Genomic DNA, 21,442 nt, shown 5'->3' on the forward strand with positions numbered 1-21,442 from the left:
GGTATCTGGAGTTCTTTTATAACCGAAAACGTTCAAACAGCACGCTTGGCTACATGTCACCCTTGCGTTTCGAACAGCTTTATTACGAAAAAATAGCATAATGGGCGTGTCTACTCTATTGACAGAAGAGCAGGAAAGCCGTTATAGCTCACATTATCCCGTCAAACTAACTAATAGCAGCGCATTAGCGTCTTCTGAGTCCGCAACCTATGCCGTCTCCTCTGTTCTGGTTGAAATAGCTGCGGCTGTGTCCGCCAAGTCATTGCACGAAGACGCCTTTCGTTATGTGCGTTCAAATTCATATTCGAGGAATTCATAAGCGAGGACATTTTAAGGCAGGAGCTGAAGCGCGTTTGACGTGAAATTCAATTAGCATCTGGCTCGTTCACATTTGCATATATATCCTAAGTAATAAACCATCTGGAACAAAAAACTCCCTTCTGTGCGCTATACAGCAAACTGAAGGGAGTTTATTATTATTTTTTGCTCTATGATGAGCTTACTTAGGAAATTGCAAAGGGATAAAATGGTTGAATATCCCCGCTGCTTTGATTTTTTCGGGTCCACTAATTTTGGTGGTGCACACACTTAAAACGACATAGCTTTGGCAAGTTGTTACTTTCTCAATAATCGTTGTGCCAAGCAGGTCCACACCCAAATTGATAATTAAACTATTGTTTTTCTCTTTAATGTGCCCTTTCAGCCACTCAGCGTATTGCTGCTTGCTAGGTACTGTTAAAGCAGCTGCTACAAGTAGGAATAGAACGATAATAACCGTATATTTTTTCACACCCAACCATCCTTTTAGAGCATAGTCATATTTCGAATCAGTCTCGATTTCCCTAGCAGCCTCGAGCCATTACGATGTCTATATTGTATTGGATTATGTTAGCATGTCTACAAGCATTATAGCTATTATAGCTAGTAAGCAACTTAAGAGGAATACATTTTTGGAATTTATTTGATGAGAGAGAAAGGGTGGTAAAGATGAACAAGTATGGAGTTGTGGCTGTTCATGCTGCGCGGCTTATTTTAGATGACAATAATGTGAAGCCCATAACAGCCTGGAATTCAGCTGCTACCAATGTATTTGGCGAAGGTACTTCTCAACAGAAAAAAGGATGTCCTAAAAATTCCTTTCTTGGCTTGTGTGAGGAGGGGCTAGTGAATGGTATTCATAAAGGTAAATATACGTTTACTGATGGGCCGCAGTTAAATAAGCAATATGCTGTTCGTGCTGTTCAAATATTAAGGAGCAAGCCTGAACTGATTGAGGATAAGTCTGCATTATGGCGGGAAGTTTTGAATGGGGTTCAGAAACAGCACAATTCACAAATGGATGTTGTACTCGCATTATGGAACAGCAAGTTAATTGTAGAGGAGTAAAGGGGTATGCAGATTTTCCTAGGTGCGAATACGTAACGTCATAAAATCCTTAACGCATTCGCACCTTAAGAAACTGTCTAACTATGATTTAACCACCATCATTTTGATTGCTTTGCCAGCCATTCCATAAGGGTGACGGCTTTGCCTTCAACCTTTACAGGCTTGCCATTATAGTCGCTCGACACTTCATTGTTCAGTACATAAATCCAGGACCAGTGCCCATTATATTCATAAGGACTGTTATCTCCTTTGCCTTTGACATACTGGCCGCTCAAATCGAGCACAGTGTCAAAATAAGAATAATGGACATTAGGCGCACCTGCAGCAATAAGCCTCTTATAAGTTGGCGTTGTGTTATTTGCAGTATTCACGGTTTGATCCGCTCCGGCGGCCGTAAACCAGATAGGGATATTTTTAAGCTTGGCGATATCTTTATTGGTTAGCCAAGTATCAAAATAGGCCTCTGCCGCCGGATAAGCAGCTGCAAAATAATTAGGATTCTCAAGAAGCATTTTAAGGGACATAAAGCCGCCGTTTGAACAGCCGCCAATATATATTCGCTTCGGATCAATATTCGCTTTATTGTCTTTGACATATTGTTTGATTAAAGCCGTCAAGGCGTTCGTATACATGCTGCTGCCATCTTGCGTATATTGCCCAGTGCCGTTATTCATCCAGAAGGTAGGGGTTTGTGGTACGAGAACAGCCGCATCGCCAAAAAATTTCTGTACAGCGTCTTCAGCTAACGCCGTTACCCGGTTGCCCAAAAGAGCAATTCGGGGATCGGTTCCCCCTTCTCCAGCCCCGTGCAGCCAGATGATCAGCGGGAGCTTCTTCCCATCGGTGTCAGGCAAATAAGATGCATAGGTAAGCGCAATGTCGCCATATTTAGCGTCTTTATAATCGAATTTTCCTGTTAGATCAAATTTGTCAACGGATTGCTCGATAACCGTATACGGGGTCTCCTGCGTTGTCGTCAAATCGTTGATTACATTACCAGCGGCGTCCTTGAGCACCTTCTGCTGAATAATCGTATATTGAAGGTCTACATATTGATTCGTAAAGGTCTGCAGATCAAAGTTAAACGTGCTTGCTGTAGCCAGATCAGGGTGGACGCTCATCTCAATCGTAATGTATTGGCCTGTTTGCTGGTCTAGCTTGTTGCCTTCCTCGTCTGAAAGGTAGGTGCTATTTATGCTTCTGCTGCCGCTATCGAAGCCTTCATAGGAGCTTTGGGTATCGAAGTTAAACATGGGATAATTTCGCTCTACTAAAATTTTGAAGCTGTCTTTAGCCAGCGAATTTCCTTGAATGGTGCTTCCTGTGTTCAAGACGATTTTATGCACGCTGGGACCCCAGTCAAAGCCTTTCACAACTAAGGAGTACGAGGGCTGCTTAGATTCGGAGCTTGAATTGTTTGCGCTTACATTTGTAAATGCAAAATGGGTTGAAGTAACCGCCAAAACAAGAAGGCTGGAAAATAACCCTTTATTCATCTTCATCATCATTCTCCTCCAGTTCAATAGCCTGCTGTAAGTAAGCGTATCACCTCAACCATAAAATGACAATATGATTTAAGGACTAAGCGCGACCCATTCTTTTACGAGCCAGCCTATTTGAAAGGATTCATAAAAATTGTCCGAAAATTCATATCCATTTAAGGTTGCATGTCTATAATTAATATTGTTCACATCCATATGGGACAGAAATGAGAGGCTACCACTATGAAAAAGACATTAGCAGCAAGCATGCTGATGATCAGTATTATGTTCAGCAGCACATTGGCGTCAAACGCAGCAGCAGCGGACAACTTGAATCGACTACAAGGCAACCAAAGTTCAATCGCGAGCGCACAACCAGATGGAGCGGACAACCCTGCTTCCAAATAGTCGAGCATACCTTAACGATTGCAAATAGCCAAAAAAGACTGATGAATGCTCATCAGTCTTTTTTGTACGCTTTTCCAGATGGAGCAGGGCGGAGGAGCAACTTGCTGCTAACCCCGCCTAACCGCTCAAGAAAGATGAACATAAAAGCTTGTAGACTCGCCTACTGTGCTTTTCGCGTAAATTTTCCCTTTATGCTGGTCGATAATGGACTTCGCAATCGCCAGACCAAGGCCGTAACCGCCTTGCTTGCGCGCCCGGGAGGAATCGGTACGATAAAACCGGTCAAAAATGCGGGTCAGATGCTCGGCGGCAATTCCTTCACCGGTGTTGGTGACCGCCAGCACAATATCGTTCTGCTGCTTCTGGAGCGACATGGTGACCGTTCCTTTGGCACTCGTATATTTGACAGCATTGTCCAGCAAAATCATAACGACTTGCTTAATCTGCTCACTGCTGCCCTGCACCATTAAATCGGGTTCAATGTCGTAGTCCAGAGACACATTTTTCTCAAAGATAACAGCCTCCATCGTTAAAATAATATTTTCAACCGCATCACTCATATTGAACTTGCTGTAGATCATGCTTGTTCGGGCATCATCCATTTCCGTTAAATACAGCAGGTCATTGGTCAGCTTCGTCATTCTTTCTGTTTCTGATTTGATGTAATGCAGCCACTTCGCCTGGTTGTGAATGGTATCTTCACTGTTGGAGAGCAGCACATCCGTATTGGTGTTAATGATCGTAAGCGGTGTTTTCATTTCATGCGAAGCATCGGCAATAAATTGCTTTTGTTTATCGAACGCTTCTCTCACGGGTCTGATCGACTGATTGGCGAAGAAACGGCTGGTGAAAAACAAGATGATCAGCATCGCGAGCCCAACGACAGAAAACGTATAAATTAAATTGGTCAAAATATCTTGCTGGGCAGTGACGTCAAGGAAAACCAGATTATAGCCTTCATTCGTCTGCTGCTTGAGAAAAGCCCAGTGGCTCCCATCCAAGCTGAACTGTCCGGTATTTTTAGTGACCGTCGAAGCCTCCTGCACCGCAGCTGCATAAAATTCACTGTCCATTTCGAATGGAGAGGTCGTGCTTGTAATGTTCCACTCGGCATCTGTTTTCAGCGAAAAAGCAACTGAACGCTCTGGACGTGAATCCCCATTATCCATAGGCCCGCTATCCATAGAACCTTTATCTATTGCCCCGTTATCTAGAGGTGCAGAAGGAGATTCGCCCTTGTGTCTGCCGGAGGGGGAAGCATCAGAACCGCCAGAGGGCTTCTGATAAAAATCGGCTACCCGGTGAATCTCATCATTAATATCTGCCTGCACATTCCGGTACGTAATGACGTAAATGGAAGCGAAGGCGATCAGCATGACTACCGAAATGATGACCAAATTCACGATCAGGAACCGATTTCTGAGCTTCGTGAACATTAGGCAGTCACCTCTAATACATACCCTACGTTTCGAATCGTGTTAATGCGTACGGACGAATGCAGGAACGTAAACTTTTTCCGTAAAAAAGAGATATAAACCTCCACATTGTTGTGCTCCGCTTCTGAATCAAAGCCCCAAAGCTTCTCAATAATCAACTCCTTGGAGGTAATCGCCTGCTTCCTGACGATCAGCAGCTCGAGTAGAGCACTTTCCTTTAAATTGAGCTTGATTTCTTTATCTTTAACGGAAAGCTTCAAATTCGACGTGTTTAATTCGATATCCCCGAACTTTAAGGCATCCTCCGGCAGCACCTCGCCTTTGCGTCTTAGTGCAGCCCGTATTCGGGCAAGCAGCTCCTCGGATGAAAACGGCTTGGCGATATAGTCATCCGCCCCATGATCAAGTCCAGCCACCATATCGGTAATTTCCCCTTTTGCGGTCAGCAGAATGACGGGGGTGGATACGCCCTCTTTACGAAGCTGCGTCAATACGCTGATTCCGTCCATTTCAGGCATCATAATATCAAGCAGCAGCAAATCATAAATGCCGCTCCGCGCATAATCGAGCCCGGAAACGCCATCATGGACCGCATCAACGGAGTAATTATGCTTCTTTAATATTTGGCTTAAAGCTTCAGCTAAATGAAGCTCATCTTCTACAATTAAAATTCTCATGGCCAGTCATCCTTTATATATAGGTTGTGTATCAAGTTGAAACGGCTGTCGCCGTCCGGCTCGGCGCGTTTCATTCCGAGAAATATAGAGATAGGATAACGAAATGATATCCTTTCCTATATTTTTAATAAGGCCATTATATCAGGATTACCTTTAGTCAACCTTAATGTTTGCAGCGGAAAGGGGAATGGCGATCGGAAGCCGATCTTTTCATGAAGTGAAGCCCCATTCGCACCACTTTTTTTAAAATTAAAATTTTGTAAATTCATTTAAGTTTCGTTAAAGGTTTGGGGACTAAGATACGAATATAGCAAGCGAGAACAGGGCGCAAACAACGAACCAGATCGCCAAGCGAATAACATGCGAGACCAAATAGAGAGGATTTGAACGATATGGCCATTGAGGTTTTCAATCGATACGAGAACAAATATTTGCTCGATAGTGTTGCCTACCGCAATTTTTACCTTCAACTGCTGGAATACATGGAACTGGATGATTACAACAAGCAGCATGAATTTTACTCCATCACCAACTTGTATTATGACACCGAGCATGATGCCTTGATTCGCAACAGCCTGTCCAAGCCGAAGTATAAGGAAAAGCTTCGCCTGAGAGCTTACGGCACTCCTAAGGAGGATGCGAAGGTTTATCTGGAAATTAAGAAAAAGGTGTTCGGGCTCGTTAACAAAAGAAGAACGGGACTGAAGCTGAACGAAGCCTATGAATTTGTCCGTACGGGACTTCAGCCAGAGCTGCAGGGGTACATGAACAAGCAGGTGCTGCAGGAAATTACATATTTTCTTCAGCAATATGAATTGCAGCCTAAAGTGTATCTGGGCTATGACCGCAAGGCGCTGTTCAGCAAAGAGAATCGCGACCTCCGCATTACCTTCGATACGAATATTAATTGCCGGCGATATGATCTGAGGCTTGAGAGCGGCAATTATGGCGAACCGCTGCTGGAGCCTGGACAATGGCTCATGGAAGTGAAGGCAGAGAAGACGATCCCAATGTGGCTGTCGAGAATGCTGTCCGAGCATCAGATGTATCGCACAAGCTTTTCGAAATACGGCAATGAATACAAAAAAATGCTGAAAAACAGCAAGCTAGAAATGGAGAGTGTCCTTTATGCTTGATTCTCTTTTTTCCACAACGCTCACGACAACGGATTTGACCTTTAGCTCAGCCGTTATCACGATTTTGTTATCCCTTGTTCTTGGCGGAATGATCAGCTACACCTATATGAAAACGAATCCGAATGGCTACTCGCAAAGCTTTACACTGACAATGGTGCTGCTGCCCGTCATCGTGGCCATTATCATTTTGCTTATCGGCAGCAATATCGCTAGAGCGTTCAGCCTTGCAGGAGCGTTCTCGATTATCCGGTTCAGAAGCGCGCCGGGCGATCCTAAAGATATCACCTTTGTATTGTTCACCATGGCAGCAGGGCTTGCCTGCGGAGTTGGCTCGTTCGGTTACGCGATCTTGTTCACGATTATCCTTTGTGTACTCATGGTTATCCTTAACCGCGTTAAATTTGGCGTAAGAAAGACGCTGCAAAAAGTACTGAAAGTAACAATCCCGGAAAATCTGGGGTATGAAGAAGCATTTGCTGAAGTTTTTGCCCAATTCAAAGTGGGTTACGCGCTTAACAAGATTCGGACGACTGAGCTAGGCAGCTTATACGAGCTGGTTTACACCGTGACCATTGATGAGCAGACGAATCAAAAGGAATTCCTCGATGCGATTCGCTGCAGAAACGGCAATCTGGACATTTCATTAACGATGAGCCCTACCACGTATGATTTTTAAGCAAACCAAACCCGAGAGGATGATTCATATGAAAAAGAATAAATTTCGCGAGATGCTAGGTGTTTTGCTCATTTGCTCGGTCGTATTATCGGCCTGCAGTACTTCATCGCAAGCATCAACAACAGCAGCGGTTACTACAACAGCCACTACCGCAGCAGCTGCGGCGAGTTCACAAAGCGGCGAGACCATTGCTGCCGCGCCAGCAAGCGTTGCCGTATCGGATGTAGTAACGTTCGATGAGGCGGACAAGGCGGTGGATTGGAGTGCCGAGACGTCGACGGCCATTAAGCTGAACGGAACAAGCGCAGCGGTTACCGGCTCAGGTGCAAAAGCTTCGGGCAGCACCGTAACGATTTCGGCAGCCGGCACCTACGTTCTAAGCGGAACGCTGAGCGACGGGCAAGTTGTCGTGGATGTACAGGATGATGGGGACGTTCATCTCGTGCTTAATGGAGCTAACATTCATGATAACGACAGCGCTGGAATCTACATCAAGGAAGCGGGCAATGTAGTCATTACGCTGCAAGAAGGTACGGAAAACACGATCTCCGATGGTGAAACCTACGTATTCGCGGATGCTGCTACGGATGAGCCAAGCGCAGCTATTTTCAGCAAAGCGGATCTGACGATTAATGGCACAGGCAAGCTGACGGTAGTCGCAAGCTACAATGATGGAATTACAAGCAAAGACGATTTGAAAATCGTATCTGGAACCATCGATATTACGGCTGCGGATGACGGTATTGTCGGTAAGGATATGGTTGCTATTGAGGAGGGCACGGTAACGATTAAAGCCGAAGGAGACGGCATTAAATCGACCAATGACACCGATGAGGGCCGTGGATTTATCGCCATTGCAGGTGGAACGTTCACCATTGAAGCGGGCAATGACGGCATTCAAGCTGAAACGGCGCTGATTGTGGATGGCGGCACCTTCAATCTGGTAACAGGGGGAGGCAGCGTGAACGGTGAAGTGAAGCAGGAGGAAGGACCAGGCGGCATGGGCATGCAAAGAGGCGGTATGAATGCCACTTCAGCAACCGGCACATCCCAAGGCGCAGCGGCGACAGCAACTACGGAAACGACAGAAACCGAATCAACGAGTGCTAAAGGGCTGAAGGCAGGCGGAGATATGACGGTCAACGGCGGTACCTTTACGGTTGATTCCGCAGATGATGCCTTGCACAGCAACAGCAATGTGACGGTAACAGGCGGCGAAATGGAAATCGCGACTGGTGATGACGGCATCCATGCTGACGCACTGACAACGATTGCCGGAGGCAGCATTAACATCACGAAAAGTTACGAAGGCATTGAAGGAGCAAACATTACGATCTCCGGCGGCGAGACGCATGTCGTTGCTTCCGATGACGGCATCAATGTAGCAGGCGGCAGTGATGAGACGAGCGAGGCGGCAGGAGGCCGAGCAGATCAGTTCAGCGCATCCTCCAGCAACCTGCTTACCATTAGCGGTGGATATGTGACTGTGGATGCAGCAGGCGATGGACTGGACTCGAACGGCTCGATTACGATGACGGGCGGCACGGTTATTGTGAATGGACCAACGGGCAACGGCAATGGTTCATTGGATTACGACGGCAGCTTTGACATTAGCGGAGGAACGCTTGTGGCAGCAGGAAGCTCAGGCATGCTTCAGGCCACAGCTGATGATTCCAGTCAAGCCACAATCGCGATGACGTTCTCCCAAGCTCAGCAGGCAGGTACGTTAGTCCATCTTCAAGATAGCGACGGCAACACGATTATGACCTTTGCACCATCGAAAAACTATCAATCTGTAGTGATTAGCTCACCGGAGCTTGCGCAAGGCGGTTCCTACACCCTCTACACAGGTGGAAGCTCGACCGGCAGTAATACAGATGGCATGTATATTGATGGTACCTATACAGGTGGAACGAAAGTGACCGATTTCGAAGTATCAAGCATCGTAACTTGGTTGAATGAATCCGGCGTAACGACTGCCAGCAGCGGAGGCGGCTTCGGCGGTGGTGGAGGTGGAGGCGGAAGACCTCAAGGCGGAGGCCGATAATAACGGAAATAGATAAAAAAATGCCCTTTCGGACATCTTATCCGAAGGGGCATTTTTTTCCGTTATTCGCATTTTCATCAAACGCTTTCATTTTCGGAAGGTTGCGATTAAAGGGACGGAATTAAGGCCGTTATCAGAAAATTCGCAATCAAAACCGAATGATTAAAGAGCGCTTATTGTAAATGTTCGTTTTAAATCATTGACAAACAAGGAAGCAATTGATTAAAATGAGTTTCTAAAAATAGATGCATCAGTGCGCAGTATAATTTGACTTTAGGAGGCTAGTGAATAGCGATGGAACGATTTTTTCGCTTGAAAGAGCATGGTACGAACATTCGTACGGAGATTATGGCAGGACTGACGACCTTCATGACCATGGCGTACATACTGGCTGTTAATCCGATTGTGCTCACACCAGCCGGATTTGACTGGGGAGCCGTATTTTTGGCGACGGCACTGTCAGCAGGTATTTTCACGATTGCCATGGGGCTGTTCGTTAATTTTCCCGTAGCTCTCGCGCCCGGAATGGGGCTTAATGCGTATTTTGCAGCTACGGTTATTTCTTCACAGGCGACTGGAAAACCGATTTCCATCGCGATGGGACTTACAGCGGTTTTTATTTCGGGTATTATTTTTATTATATTGACCGTCACTCAAATCAGGCAAATGCTGATTACAGCCGTACCAGACAGCCTTAAGCATGCGATTACTGTCGGTATCGGCTTGTTTATCGCGATTATCGGCCTGAAGGGCAGCGGCATTATGACGATTGCCGTATCCAGCTTCACGGACATTAAGCAGGGCGCTTATACCGACGTATCGGGCTCGGAGACGGTTATTCACCTTGGCAGCCTGCACAATGGTACGGTAGCACTCACGGTTGTGGCGCTATTCATTATCGGGATTATGATGGTGCTTCGCATTCCTGGGGCGATTTTGTGGGGAATTTTGCTCACGACGGCCATTGCGATTGTTATCGGTCAGGTGAACGTCAGCGAGAAACTGAGCGGACAAACATGGGTGCCTGATTTTTCAAAAATGAATTTATTCCACTTTGATTTCCCAGGTGTATTGGAAGTTGGCCTCGTGACCGTCATTCTAACGTTTACGTTCGTCGAGCTGTTCGATACCTTCGGAACGCTTGTCGGCACGGCGAACCGCGCTGGCTACATGAAAGATCCGGTGGAAGGCAAGAAGCGCATCGGCAAAGCGATGTTCGTCGATGCTATCGGCGTTAGCGGCGGCGCAATGCTCGGAACGAGCACAGTGACAGCGTTTGTGGAAAGCTCCTCCGGTATCGCGCAGGGCGGACGTACAGGCCTCACCTCGGTTACGACAGGTATCTGCTTCCTGCTGGCTGTGTTCCTCTCGCCGCTCGTTGCACTTGTGCCTCCAGCAGCTACGAATGCGGCTCTTATTATTGTCGGCGTGCTGATGATGCAGTCGATCAAGGAAATTGATTTTTCGGATATGGTTTATGCAATTCCGTCATTTTTGACGCTCGCCTTGATGCCATTTACGTACAATATTGCGAACGGCATTTCGTTCGGTATCGTATCGTACGTTGTATTGGCCTCGGTTGCCAACCTGTCAGGCAAAGCAAAGGAAAAATACCATATTCACTGGCTCATGTGGATACTCGCCGTGCTCGTCATCGGGCGCTACGTATTCATGGGCGGCGAATAAACAACAAAAAGCGTTCAACCCGCTCATGCAGCAGGGTTGAACGCTTTTTTTACGTTTAATAAGGATAAAGAAATTCGTACAAGCCATTACTTGAAAAACAGGAAGCTCGTTGGCAGCTTGCGGAGCTGGCGATCGGAAGGGCTATTAATGACGCTGCCGTTCCAGATCAGCGACGAGGAGCCGCCGCCATCGAGATTAAAGCCATTAACGGCGCCGTAGCGCTTAAGTAAAATTTGCAGTTCTTCCAGCGTCGCGCCGGAGCTGCCATTCTCGTTATAGCCATCGGCGACGAGAAGTAGCAGCTGATTGTCCTTGTAGTTCGCGATGACCGTGCGAGGTGCGCGCTTCGGGCTATTTTTCCACTTATCGGGAATCGGCATGGCGGCACCATTTTGCAGCAGAACAGGCACGAACGAAGCGCCAAACTTCATGTGCTGGCTATCGAGCTGCGCCTTGCTCGTGAACTTACCGCCGACGAGCTCGTTATCCTCGTTCAAGCCGACAAAAAATAAATCGGCAAACGATGGCTCAAAGCCATTCACATATTCGCCGTCAATCATCGTCGTGCTTAGCGGGTAGCGAACGCCCTGAGCGTCTGCGAAGCCTCCGGCATTGATACCGATATACGCGCCGAGGCGCTTCACCGCTGCGAGCGTCGTCTCCGCGCCGCCATACTTGTCTCCGCCGAGCGACATTTTCATTGCATCGTCTGATTTCAGCTCGATTTTCACCGCGTAGCTTTGAAAGTTTTGCGTCTTGATTTGGAAGAGCTGGGCGCGAAGCTTGTCCGTATTAACGGTAGCCGACGGTGCTCCAAGCTTGCTCGTAATGAGCTGGTCGTAAATTTCAAGCGGTATGCGGGCTTGGGCAGCTGCGGTGCTGGCGATTTGCTTCATTTCCGCATTGGTCCGGTTATACAGCGTAATTTCCTTCTTAATCAGCTTTCCCGTCTGCTCGGCTGTTGTACGAGCCTGCTCCAGTCCCGCCGCTGTCTTCGAGGTGAAGGCTGCGGGCTCTTGCCGCTGCGCTTCAGCCTCGTGAACGGGAAAAGCAGTGGTGGACAGCTCAACGGCCACCTCCGACAGCAGCAGCCAAAGCAGCATGCCGAGAAAAGGGGTACACGCGAGCAGCATCGTCCTATTGAGTGCTTTTACGGATACATTCATTTCAACACATCCAGATTTTTTTGCAGTTCGTTCAGCTTCTTCTTCACTTCATTAAGCTGGGTGTACAGCTTGTTGCTGTTGTCGGTCTTGGAATCGGCATTATCCTTCGTAAAGGTCAACAGCTCATTCAAGGCATCCACCTTGGCATCGAGCTGGGCCAGCTCTTCCTTATAGGAAGCTTCCAGCTTGTCCATCCGCTGCGTGTAGTCCTGCTGCATCGCAGCGATTTGCGCGGACGTCTGGCGCTCCAGATCAGCTGCGACGTCGCGCTGGATTTTGTCGCTGTACCATTTGGCGCCCATAATGCCGCCGGAAATGAGAATGATCCAGACGATAACGAATACGAAAAAAGCGCGATTGCTCCGTTTGCGCCGCCGCAGCGGCTCATGGTGGCTGGAGAGCTCAGCTTCTTGCAAGTTGCTCATATTTTAACGTTCACCTCATTTTGAAAGTCATATTGTGTGCTGCAACGAGGCTGAACGAACTGCAATCGTAACCTGACTTATACGGCTATAGTATTGGACGGAAAAAAAGCCATTTTGTTGCGCGTGTCACTACATTGTAACAAAGAATAGGGCGCAGGTCTTGTTGTCCTTTTGCGGAGGCTGGCAGTTGAGGTATAATAAGGGTCAGGCGATTGTATAGCAGCAGCGGCTGCAGCAAGCCTGTAAAGGAGGCTGTATAGACATGTCAGTTGAGTTTAATGAAACCCAGAATGAGTCACCATCCTATGAAAAGGCGATATTCGCCGGAGGCTGTTTCTGGTGCATGGTTTCTCCATTCGAGGAGATGCCCGGCATTATCGAGGTAGTATCGGGCTATACAGGCGGTCATGTGCCGAATCCAACCTATGAACAAGTCTGCTCGGAGACGACAGGCCATACTGAAGCGGTGCAAATTACATTTGATCCGGCGATTTTCCCCTATGAGAAGCTGCTTGATGTTTTTTGGCAGCAGATCGATCCAACCGATCTGGCTGGCCAGTTCGCGGATCGCGGCAACTCGTACCGTCCCGGCATCTTTTATTATAGCGAGGAACAACGGGAGAAGGCGGAAGCCTCGAAGAAGGCGCTTGATGCAAGCGGCCGATTCGATAAGCCTGTCGTAACGCCGATTGAACCGGCGCAGCCTTTTTATTTGGCGGAAGATTATCATCAGGGCTTCTACCGTTCAAATCCGCAGCGCTACAAATCTTACCGCAAAGGCTCTGGACGTGAGGATTTCCTCGCAAACCATTGGCAATATAAGAAGAGTCTGGGAGAGCTGAAAGAGCGACTGACGCCTATTCAGTTCGAAGTGACGCAAAACAGCGGCACGGAGCGGGCATTTACTGGCGAATATTGGGATCATAAAGAAGAAGGCATCTATGTGGATATCGTGTCGGGAGAGCCGCTGTTCAGCTCGCGCGACAAGTTTGATTCAAGCTGCGGCTGGCCAAGCTTTACGAAGCCGATTCAGGAATCGAAAGTAACGGAGCACCGCGATATTAGCCATTTTATGATCCGTACGGAGGTCCGCAGCAAGGCGGCTGATTCGCATCTGGGGCATGTTTTTAATGATGGCCCTGGACCAAATGGCTTGCGCTACTGCATTAATTCCGCAGCTCTTCGTTTTATTCCAAAGGATCAACTTGAGGCAGAGGGCTATGGCGAGTATGCGGCCTGGTTGAAAGCTTAATTTGAGGAACGGGGGAATGGACATGCAAGTGGAAGAGGCTATAAGGGGAAGACGTACAATCGGAAGGGTCAAACAGGACCCGATTGATCGCCGTCTCATTGAAAAGCTGCTGGAGGCGGCTAGCTGGGCGCCGAGCCACCATAATACGCAGCCATGGAAATTTATCGTCATGACAGGAGAGGGCCGCGCCAAGCTGGGCGAAGGCTACGCGCGCGTTGCGCTGGCTTCACTGGAGACCGGCATAGGTACCGCTCTTGAGGACCGCCTGGCGAAGGAGCGCTCTAAAGCCTACCGTGCCCCTGTCGTCATTGGCGTCGTATGCTCGCCGGCAGAGGACCCGCGCGCTGTCTATGCGGAAGAGCTGGCGGCCGCGCATGCCGCTGTGCAAAACCTGCTGCTCGCGGCCCATGCCAATGGACTGGGCTCCATCTGGCGCTCAGGCGAGCCCATGTACCATCCGCTGATGAAGGACACATTTGGCCTTGATGCGGAGGAGCAGTTTGTTGCCCTTATTTATCTCGGATATCCCGATATGCAGCCATTGGAAGCGAAACGGACATCCGTCTCCGATAAGACGGTATGGCTGGAAGGGTAAAATGAATTATAGATTTTAATAGCCGAAGTCCCAAGCCTTCCTGAACCGCATTAGCATGCGGGGATGGGAGGCTTTTTGGCGTGGAATAGCAGCTTCAGGACACTTAAGCCGATAAAAAAGTCGTGAAACTGGCAGTGATAGGTCGTCCAAGCGGCGGCACATCGAGGGAAGGCCAGACTACAATGAAGAAAAACAGATGAGCAGCCTGGTGAATAACCGAGAGCTTGGTCACTGCCCTTCCAGAGGAGGAACTGAATATGCTATTTTCTAATCCTATATTAAGCGGTTTTTATCCTGATCCGAGCGTGTGCCGTGTCGGGGACGATTATTACTTGGTGACGAGCTCGTTTGAATATTTTCCAGGCGTTCCGATTTTTCATAGTACGGATTTGGTCAACTGGCGGCAAATCGGGCACTGCCTGACGAGAGAAAGCCAAGTACCCCTGCACGGAAGCCCAAGCTCCAGAGGGATTTTTGCGCCGACACTAAGGCATCACAATGGGCGCTTCTATATGATTACGACGAATGTATCGGTAGTCAAAAATTTTTACGTATGGGCGGACAGCCCTGAGGGCCCTTGGTCGGAGCCGGTATGGCTTGAGGATTGGCCGGGTATCGATCCGTCGCTGCTCTTCGATACGGATGGGAAAGTCTATATTACCGGAACGAGCGTCATGTTTGGCGGTGAGCTTCCGGGCATTTACCAGGCAGAGCTGGATTTGCAGTCGGGCCATCTGCTTAGCGAGCGGAAGCTGATCTGGGAAGGAACAGGCGGTTCCTTTCCTGAAGGGCCGCATCTTTACCGAATCGGCGCGTGGTACTACCTCATCATTGCCGAAGGCGGTACCGAATACGGGCATATGGTCACTGCGGCGAGGAGCAAGGAGCCGTTTGGACCGTTTGAAAGCTGCCCGCATAATCCGATTTTGACGCAGCGCAGCACGGATAACCCGATACAGGCGACCGGACATGCCGAGCTTATCCAAATTTCCGAGCAGCAATGGTGGGCGGTGTTTCTTGGCATCCGCCCGATAGGCTACCCGGCGGCGCATCATTTGGGCCGCGAAACGTTTGGCGCGCCAGTGACTTGGACTGCGGACGGCTGGCCGATCATTGGCAACCATGGCCGGGCGGCATTAGAGCTGGAGTCACCGTCATTGCCGCTCTGCGAGCGGGAAGCGTGGCAGGAGCTGGATGATTTCAATCAACCGCAGCTCGCGCTCAGTTGGAATTTTTTGCGGAATCCGAGCGAGTCAAGCTGGTCGCTTGCGGAGCGTCCGGGCTGGCTGGCGCTGCACGGCAGCGCCTATACGCTGGACGATACGGAGTCGCCTGCATTTGTTGGCCGGAGGCAGCAGCATTTTAAGGCAAAATGGTCGACTTTAATGGCATTTCAGCCGCAGCAGGACGGAGAGGAAGCGGGGATGACGGTGCTCATGAATGAGCGCTACCATTATGAAATTGCACTCGCCAGGCTGGAGGGCAAAAATCGGGTGATTTTGCGCCGCCGGATCGGAAGCCTTTGGAAAATTGAGCATTCGGCGGATTACAACGACTCACTTATCGAGCTTGGCATTGCAGCAAATGAAACCCATTATACGTTTACCTACTCAGTACCGGATGGGCAGACGCATGTATTAGGAACGGGAGAATGTGCCATGTTATCCAAAGAGGTAGCTGGCGGCTTTACAGGGGTGTATGCCGGACTTTATGCAACGGGAAATGGAGAAAACAGTACAGCGCCAGCGTATTTCGACTGGTTCAAATATGAAATAGAGGCATAGCAGGAAGCGTATGGCAGCTGGGAGCGATTTTCGACAAAGGTTTCGACAAATTTCCCGATAAAGATTGATCTTCCTTCCTAGAGCGTGCTAAGTTTCATGATAATGGCATTGAAATTTTGGCTCATTATCTATATAGTCGCGGAGAACGGGGGGCTTGTGGATGAACAGTCGATTGAAAATTTTATCGTGGAGCTCGATCCGAACGAGATTGATTACCAGCGTTTTACTATTTACATTGCCGCTCATCGTATTGCTGCTGTATAACAGCTTTTATTCGATTGATGTCGTGCGCAATCAGGTGGCCAACTCGAACCGGAATATGATGACCTTGTATATGGATCAGATTGACCAGAGCCTCGAGGATGTTGATCAATATGTGAACAGCATCGCCGCTGTTGATCCGGATTTGCTCGTAATGGGCACGACAAGGCAGCCGGATGAATATTATATGGCGAAAATCAGCCTGTCCAACAAGCTGTCGCAAGCGCTGGCGATTTATAAAAGCATGGATGCTTTTTTCGTCTATTCGGATCAGGAGAAGGAATTAATGCTTAGTCCGCAAGTAGGCAGGCCCTTCGGAGAACGGGAAAGAATGCGGGGGTTTTTGAACCAGGTGATGCTCGACAAGAACAGCAACGGAAGCTTGCTGAATACCGCTCATTGGAAAATTACGCAGTTGAATAATCAATATTATATTTATCATATCGTGGAATCGGGCGGCAGCTATATTGGTGCCTGGGTAAATGCCAATCGATTAATTGGCGCGCTGGGATTGATTGATCTGGGTGAAAAGGGACAGTCGCTGCTGACGACGAGCGATGGAATCCCGCTAACGACGTCCAGTCTGTTTCAGGAACATGGTATTGAGCTCAATCATAGCTTGGCTGATTATTATATGACCGGGGATCAAACCCGGTTTCTTGTCGTAGGCTCCCCTTCGCTTCGAGGGGATTTTAATCTAGTTGCGGTCATACCAGATGAAAAAATACTTGAAAATCTCCCATATTTGCGGAGTCTGATCACCTTTGTCGCGCTGGGCTCGCTGATCATTTTACCGCTTGGACTGCTTATGCTGCGCCGGGAAATATTGATCCCGCTAAACCGGATTTTAGCGGCGATGAAGCGGATACGTGAAGGCAATCTGGACGTCCGAATCAAGGCTGCTCCTAGTGCCGAGGAGTTCAAGCTAGTTAACGAAACGTTCAATACGATGATGGCGGATATTCAGCAGCTGCGAATTGATGTATACGAGGAGCAGCTGAGCAAGCAAAAGGCGGAATTGCAGCATTTGCAGCTGCAAATCAATCCCCATTTTTTCATGAATTCTCTGAATATGATGTACAGCCTTGCCCAGGTGCGCAATTATGAGCTGATTCAAGAGCTGACGCTGTGTTTGGTAGGCTATTTCCGCTATATGTTTCGCAGCAATCTCAGCTTCGTTTCCTTGAAGCAGGAGCTGGATCATGTAAGCAACTATGTCCGCATTCAGGAGCTGCGTTATCCGGACAGCCTGACAAGCAGCATCGAGGCGCCTGATTATATGATGAATGCCAGCCTGCCGCCGCTCATTATTCAGTCCCTTGTTGAAAATGCCGTAAAATATGCCGTAACGCTGGATGAAGCGGTGCATATTCATATTCGCATCGAGCTTCTGGATACGACCGATGAACCCAAAATGCGAATTGTCGTGCAGGACACCGGCAAAGGCTTCGATGAAGAGGTATTGAAGGAGCTTCAGGAAGGAAGAAAATTAATGAGGGAACAAGGCGGTCAGGTCGGCATTTGGAACATTTGCGAACGGCTGCGGCTGCTCTATGAAGGCCGGGGGCAAATATCATTCGCCAACGCTCACGGTGGAGGGGCGATTGTTGAAATCATCCTGCCGATGAATGCGGAAGCGGAGCATAGCTAGCGAAGGGGGAGTTTACATGTATTCGGTACTCATTGTCGATGATGAAGTGCATGCGGTCAAGGCGATTGAATCGGCCATCGATTGGGACAAGCTTCAAGTGAGCGAAGTGTATACCGCCTATAATATCCGCCAAGCGAAGGAAATATTCGATCAGCAGGCCATCGATCTGATGCTGTGCGATATTGAAATGCCGCAGGGCAGCGGATTGGAGCTGCTGGGGTGGGTGCGTGAGAAATACCCGAAGACGGAGTCGGTGTTTCTGACCTGCCACGCCGATTTTGAATTCGCGAAGCAGGCGATGAAGCTCGGCAGCCTTGATTATATTCTCAAGCCGATTCCCTATGCGGAGCTGGAGAAGGTTATTGTCAAAGCGACCGACAAAATCAATAAGGACAGCGAGCTCGCCCAGTTCAGCGAATACGGGCAATATTGGTTTAAGCAGCAGCCGATTATGACGGAGCGGTTTTGGCTGGACATTTTGAACCAGACGATTCCAGCTTATGAAATCTCGATTAAAGAGGCGGCAACTGAGCGTTATTTGCCCTATATGGAGCATTTGCGGCATTTGCCGATTCTGATCTCGGTTCAGCGCTGGCGCAAAAAGCTGTCGGTACGCGATGAAAAAATTATGGAAATTGCCCTGCGCAATGCGGCGGAGGAGACGATTTTGAACCATGGCGCTAGCGGGCATTTGGTGCAATGGGAAAAAGACAAGCTCGTTGCGCTGCTGCCGATGGAGATCAATAACGAGCCGGAGCTTGCGGCTTTGCGAGACGCCTGCTCCTTGTTTATTTCGGCTTGCAATGCCTATTTCTATTGCGATCTTTCCTGCTACATTGGCGAGCCCGTGCCTAGCTACCAGCTGTCGGCGATGGCAAGGCGGCTAGCCGGCCTCGATCAGAACAATGTTGCGCTTAGCAATATCGTTTTGCATACTAGCGGCAGATCAAGCCTGACGCCAGAGATGAAGCTGCCCGATTTAAGCCTGTGGGCCGTGCTGCTGAAGGAAGGCTCCAAGGACAAGCTGCTCGCGGCAATAGACGCTCATCTTAAGGAGTGCATTCGGCTGGGAACGCTTGATGCGAAGCGGCTGCATACGTTTCATCAGGATTTTCTGCAAATGATGTATTATATGCTCCAGTTGAAGGGTATTGGGGCCCATCAATTGTTTGGCGATGATGAGTCTATTGAGCTGTCGAGCCGGGCGAGCCGTTCGGTGACGGACATGTATGCCTGGATCGATCATATTGTGACCAAAGCGGCGGATTATGCGAAGTCTGTTGAAGAGACTCAGACGGTAGTCGAGCGGGTCATTGCTTATATTAAGCTGAATCAGAACAAGGAAATTACGCGCGAGGAGCTGGCGAATCATGTGTTTTTGAACCCAGACTACTTAACGCGTATTTTCAAAAAGAAAACAGGCTTGTCCATTTCCGATTATTTGCTCAATGAGCGTCTGCTTGTAGCGAAGGAGCTGCTGATGCAGACGGATATGCCGGTCAGCGCGATAGCGGTTCACGTAGGCTATGCGAACTTCTCGCATTTTTCAAGGATGTTTAAGAAGTACGCAGGCGTCAATCCGCTGGAATTCAGGCAAAACTATGAGCTCGAGCAGCAGGGCCGTTGAAATGGTCGGAAAACGCTTACCAAAAAGTCGTCTGCGGGGCAGTAGCGGGTATGGGGATTCTCTACAATGAGGATAGATTCACTCGTTAGAGACGAGCCGAATCTCGATACTATAAAGCATCGGGGGAATTACGAATGAGAAGGATAACAACAATGATTAGCTTGGTCCTCGTGCTGGGCATGGTGCTGAGCGCATGCGGCGGCGGCAACAAAGGCAGCAATGGAGAAGCGGGCACAGGCACAGCAGGAGCAACCAATTCGGGCGGCAAAACAGATGCGGCAGCAGAGCTTACCGTTGCGTATGTGACGTTCGGCAATACGCCTACTGACCTGCAGGCGGTTCAAGATGAGCTGAACAAGCTGACTAAAGAGAAAATCAATGCAACGGTGAAGCTTCTCCCAATCGGTATCGGCGCTTGGAACCAGCAAATGAATCTCATGCTTACGAGCAACGAGAAGCTGGATCTGATCGTAACGGGCAGCAGCGCGACGTTTGGTTATGCGCCGCAAGTAGCGAAGGGCCAGCTGCTTCCGATTGACGATCTGCTAGAGCAGTATGGACAAGGCATTAAATCGGCAGTAGGCGAAGATTTTATTAAAGCAAGCAGCATTGGCGGCAAAATTTATGCTGTGCCTTCGATTCGTGATTTGGCGGTCAATTATGGCGTGCTGGTCCGGAAGGATCTTGCTGATAAATACGGCATCGACGCCTCCAAGATCAACTCCCTTGACGCGTTGGAAGGAATGATGAAAACGCTGAAAGAGAACGAGCCGAGCATGGCGGCTATCTCTCCGGGAGCGGCTGGGCAATCGATTGCTGACTACCTGCTCAAGCTTGATAAATTAGGTGACGGCTTTGGCGTGCTGATTAACAATGGGCAGGATGATTTAAAAGTAGTCAACTACTTTGAGACGCCAGAATATGCGGAGCTGCTCAAGCGTATTCGCGGCTGGTATCAAGCCGGTTATATTTTGAAGGATGCGGCGACGAACAAAGAAGGCATCGCGGATTTGATTAAAGCGGGACGTACCGCTGCTTATGTGGCTAACCTGAAGCCTGGCATCGAAATGCAGGAATCGCGCATTGTGGGTACGACAATTGTGAAGGGTGAAATTACGGCTCCAGTCGCCAAAACAGAAACGGTAACTAACATTATGTGGGGCATTCCGCGTAATGCGACGAATCCTGAAGCATCCATGAAGTTCTTGAACCTGATGTACAGCGACAAAGATATTATTAACTTGATGGACTGGGGCATTGAAGGCAAGCATTATGTGAAAACCGATCAAGAGAACGTTATTAAATATGCAGATGGCGTAGATGCCAACAACAGTGGCTACAACCCGAATACAGGCTGGTTATTCGGCAACCAGTTCATGTCCTATTCTTTTGAAGGGGATAACCCGGATATTTGGAAAGAAACAGATGAATTTAACAAAAAAGCAACAAAATCCAAGGCACTAGGCTTTACCTTCGATTCCGCGTCGGTAAAAACCGAGTTTGCTTCGGTAACGAATGTTCTGAATCAATACAAGCTGGGTCTGGAAACAGGTACGCTTGATCCGGACAAAACACTGCCAGAATTTATCTCCAAGCTGAAAGCAGCAGGCATCGACAAAATCGTAGCCGAAAAACAGAAGCAGCTTGATGCATGGGCGGCAGCGAAATAAAATAGGCAAAGCAATCTGGCGCAAACACAGCAACCGCCAATCCTCCTCGTGAGGGTTGGCGGTTGCTTGTATTTTACC

The 21,442-nt window shown here is 48.7% G+C and carries 18 protein-coding genes; 12 read left to right on the top strand and 6 right to left on the bottom strand.

Features of this window, described 5'->3' with window-relative positions; genetic code table 11:
* Positions 1–499: 499 nt before the first annotated feature.
* Complete coding sequence (locus tag AC50X8_RS12835) at positions 500–790, bottom strand: hypothetical protein (protein WP_494880004.1); 291 nt, start codon at positions 788–790, stop codon at positions 500–502.
* A gap of 197 nt (positions 791–987) precedes the next feature.
* On the opposite strand from AC50X8_RS12835, the gene AC50X8_RS12840 reads away from it, so the two are divergent.
* Positions 988–1,386: a DUF6979 family protein gene (locus AC50X8_RS12840; protein WP_494858891.1), complete on the top strand. Its 399-nt coding sequence runs from the start codon at positions 988–990 to the stop codon at positions 1,384–1,386.
* Between the two features lie 98 nt (positions 1,387–1,484).
* Here the strand turns inward: AC50X8_RS12840 and AC50X8_RS12845 are convergent, their stop codons facing one another.
* On the bottom strand, positions 1,485–2,888 hold the full coding sequence (locus AC50X8_RS12845) for a prolyl oligopeptidase family serine peptidase (protein ID WP_494880005.1): 1,404 nt from the start codon (positions 2,886–2,888) through the stop codon (positions 1,485–1,487).
* A gap of 222 nt (positions 2,889–3,110) precedes the next feature.
* Here AC50X8_RS12845 and AC50X8_RS12850 point away from each other — a divergent pair, with 222 nt between their 5' ends.
* Positions 3,111–3,275, top strand: a complete 165-nt coding sequence (locus tag AC50X8_RS12850) for a hypothetical protein (protein ID WP_155972812.1) — start codon at positions 3,111–3,113, stop codon at positions 3,273–3,275.
* 125 nt (positions 3,276–3,400) lie between these two features.
* Here AC50X8_RS12850 and AC50X8_RS12855 read toward each other — a convergent pair whose 3' ends face one another.
* Complete coding sequence (locus AC50X8_RS12855; protein WP_056030779.1) at positions 3,401–4,711, bottom strand: sensor histidine kinase; 1,311 nt, start codon at positions 4,709–4,711, stop codon at positions 3,401–3,403.
* Positions 4,711–5,388, bottom strand: a complete 678-nt coding sequence (locus tag AC50X8_RS12860) for a response regulator transcription factor (protein ID WP_056030776.1) — start codon at positions 5,386–5,388, stop codon at positions 4,711–4,713. The genes AC50X8_RS12855 and AC50X8_RS12860 overlap by 1 nt, the downstream gene beginning before the upstream one ends.
* Before the next feature lie 392 nt (positions 5,389–5,780).
* On the opposite strand from AC50X8_RS12860, the gene AC50X8_RS12865 reads away from it, so the two are divergent.
* From AC50X8_RS12865 to AC50X8_RS12880, 4 genes are all read left to right on the top strand, one after another.
* Positions 5,781–6,524, top strand: coding sequence for a polyphosphate polymerase domain-containing protein (locus AC50X8_RS12865; RefSeq protein WP_494880006.1), 744 nt, complete (start codon positions 5,781–5,783; stop codon positions 6,522–6,524).
* Positions 6,517–7,200 (top strand): DUF4956 domain-containing protein, encoded by a 684-nt coding sequence (locus AC50X8_RS12870; RefSeq protein ID WP_056030766.1) that lies wholly within the window; start codon positions 6,517–6,519, stop codon positions 7,198–7,200. The genes AC50X8_RS12865 and AC50X8_RS12870 overlap by 8 nt, the downstream gene beginning before the upstream one ends.
* 28 nt (positions 7,201–7,228) lie before the next feature.
* Positions 7,229–9,247, top strand: a complete 2,019-nt coding sequence (locus tag AC50X8_RS12875) for a carbohydrate-binding domain-containing protein (protein WP_494880007.1) — start codon at positions 7,229–7,231, stop codon at positions 9,245–9,247.
* 294 nt (positions 9,248–9,541) lie between these two features.
* On the top strand, positions 9,542–10,933 hold the full coding sequence (locus AC50X8_RS12880; protein ID WP_494858902.1) for an NCS2 family permease: 1,392 nt from the start codon (positions 9,542–9,544) through the stop codon (positions 10,931–10,933).
* Between the two features lie 86 nt (positions 10,934–11,019).
* Here AC50X8_RS12880 and AC50X8_RS12885 read toward each other — a convergent pair whose 3' ends face one another.
* Both AC50X8_RS12885 and AC50X8_RS12890 read right to left on the bottom strand, forming a co-directional pair.
* Complete coding sequence (locus AC50X8_RS12885) at positions 11,020–12,099, bottom strand: phosphodiester glycosidase family protein (protein ID WP_056030754.1); 1,080 nt, start codon at positions 12,097–12,099, stop codon at positions 11,020–11,022.
* On the bottom strand, positions 12,096–12,524 hold the full coding sequence (locus tag AC50X8_RS12890) for a hypothetical protein (RefSeq protein ID WP_056030751.1): 429 nt from the start codon (positions 12,522–12,524) through the stop codon (positions 12,096–12,098). Before AC50X8_RS12890 ends, AC50X8_RS12885 begins: the two co-directional genes overlap by 4 nt.
* Positions 12,525–12,786: 262 nt before the next feature.
* Between AC50X8_RS12890 and msrB the strand changes: the two genes are divergently transcribed.
* The 6 genes from msrB to AC50X8_RS12920 all read left to right on the top strand — a co-directional run bounded on the left by msrB (position 12,787) and on the right by AC50X8_RS12920 (position 21,364).
* A complete protein-coding gene (gene msrB / locus AC50X8_RS12895) occupies positions 12,787–13,776 on the top strand; it encodes a peptide-methionine (R)-S-oxide reductase MsrB (protein ID WP_056030748.1) in 990 nt (329 codons plus the stop codon).
* 22 nt (positions 13,777–13,798) lie between these two features.
* Entirely contained in the window at positions 13,799–14,371 is a 573-nt protein-coding gene (locus AC50X8_RS12900; RefSeq protein ID WP_494880210.1) for a nitroreductase family protein, read from the top strand.
* A 257-nt stretch (positions 14,372–14,628) separates the two neighbouring features.
* A complete protein-coding gene (locus AC50X8_RS12905; RefSeq protein WP_494880008.1) occupies positions 14,629–16,155 on the top strand; it encodes a glycoside hydrolase family 43 protein in 1,527 nt (508 codons plus the stop codon).
* Between the two features lie 160 nt (positions 16,156–16,315).
* Positions 16,316–18,067, top strand: coding sequence for a sensor histidine kinase (locus tag AC50X8_RS12910; RefSeq protein ID WP_494880009.1), 1,752 nt, complete (start codon positions 16,316–16,318; stop codon positions 18,065–18,067).
* Between the two features lie 16 nt (positions 18,068–18,083).
* On the top strand, positions 18,084–19,694 hold the full coding sequence (locus AC50X8_RS12915) for a response regulator transcription factor (protein WP_056030736.1): 1,611 nt from the start codon (positions 18,084–18,086) through the stop codon (positions 19,692–19,694).
* A 152-nt stretch (positions 19,695–19,846) separates the two neighbouring features.
* Positions 19,847–21,364, top strand: coding sequence for an ABC transporter substrate-binding protein (locus AC50X8_RS12920; RefSeq protein WP_494880010.1), 1,518 nt, complete (start codon positions 19,847–19,849; stop codon positions 21,362–21,364).
* Positions 21,365–21,442: the final 78 nt, after the last annotated feature.

This window comes from Paenibacillus sp. JT22N15 (genome assembly GCF_059383755.1).

Bases quoted from the DNA above. Each gene is read 5' to 3' on its own strand.
- AC50X8_RS12920 (WP_494880010.1), top strand. From the start codon at position 19,847: ATGATTAGCTTGGTCCTCGTGCTGGGCATGGTGCTGAGCGCATGCGGC.
- AC50X8_RS12855 (WP_056030779.1), bottom strand. From the start codon at position 4,711: ATGTTCACGAAGCTCAGAAATCGGTTCCTGATCGTGAATTTGGTCATC.
- AC50X8_RS12875 (WP_494880007.1), top strand. From the start codon at position 7,229: ATGAAAAAGAATAAATTTCGCGAGATGCTAGGTGTTTTGCTCATTTGC.
- AC50X8_RS12915 (WP_056030736.1), top strand. From the start codon at position 18,084: ATGTATTCGGTACTCATTGTCGATGATGAAGTGCATGCGGTCAAGGCG.
- AC50X8_RS12850 (WP_155972812.1), top strand. From the start codon at position 3,111: ATGAAAAAGACATTAGCAGCAAGCATGCTGATGATCAGTATTATGTTC.
- AC50X8_RS12900 (WP_494880210.1), top strand. From the start codon at position 13,799: ATGCAAGTGGAAGAGGCTATAAGGGGAAGACGTACAATCGGAAGGGTC.
- AC50X8_RS12840 (WP_494858891.1), top strand. From the start codon at position 988: ATGAACAAGTATGGAGTTGTGGCTGTTCATGCTGCGCGGCTTATTTTA.
- AC50X8_RS12845 (WP_494880005.1), bottom strand. From the start codon at position 2,888: ATGAAGATGAATAAAGGGTTATTTTCCAGCCTTCTTGTTTTGGCGGTT.
- AC50X8_RS12885 (WP_056030754.1), bottom strand. From the start codon at position 12,099: ATGAATGTATCCGTAAAAGCACTCAATAGGACGATGCTGCTCGCGTGT.
- AC50X8_RS12865 (WP_494880006.1), top strand. From the start codon at position 5,781: ATGGCCATTGAGGTTTTCAATCGATACGAGAACAAATATTTGCTCGAT.
- AC50X8_RS12890 (WP_056030751.1), bottom strand. From the start codon at position 12,524: ATGAGCAACTTGCAAGAAGCTGAGCTCTCCAGCCACCATGAGCCGCTG.
- AC50X8_RS12905 (WP_494880008.1), top strand. From the start codon at position 14,629: ATGCTATTTTCTAATCCTATATTAAGCGGTTTTTATCCTGATCCGAGC.
- AC50X8_RS12860 (WP_056030776.1), bottom strand. From the start codon at position 5,388: ATGAGAATTTTAATTGTAGAAGATGAGCTTCATTTAGCTGAAGCTTTA.
- AC50X8_RS12870 (WP_056030766.1), top strand. From the start codon at position 6,517: ATGCTTGATTCTCTTTTTTCCACAACGCTCACGACAACGGATTTGACC.
- AC50X8_RS12880 (WP_494858902.1), top strand. From the start codon at position 9,542: ATGGAACGATTTTTTCGCTTGAAAGAGCATGGTACGAACATTCGTACG.
- msrB (WP_056030748.1), top strand. From the start codon at position 12,787: ATGTCAGTTGAGTTTAATGAAACCCAGAATGAGTCACCATCCTATGAA.
- AC50X8_RS12910 (WP_494880009.1), top strand. From the start codon at position 16,316: ATGAACAGTCGATTGAAAATTTTATCGTGGAGCTCGATCCGAACGAGA.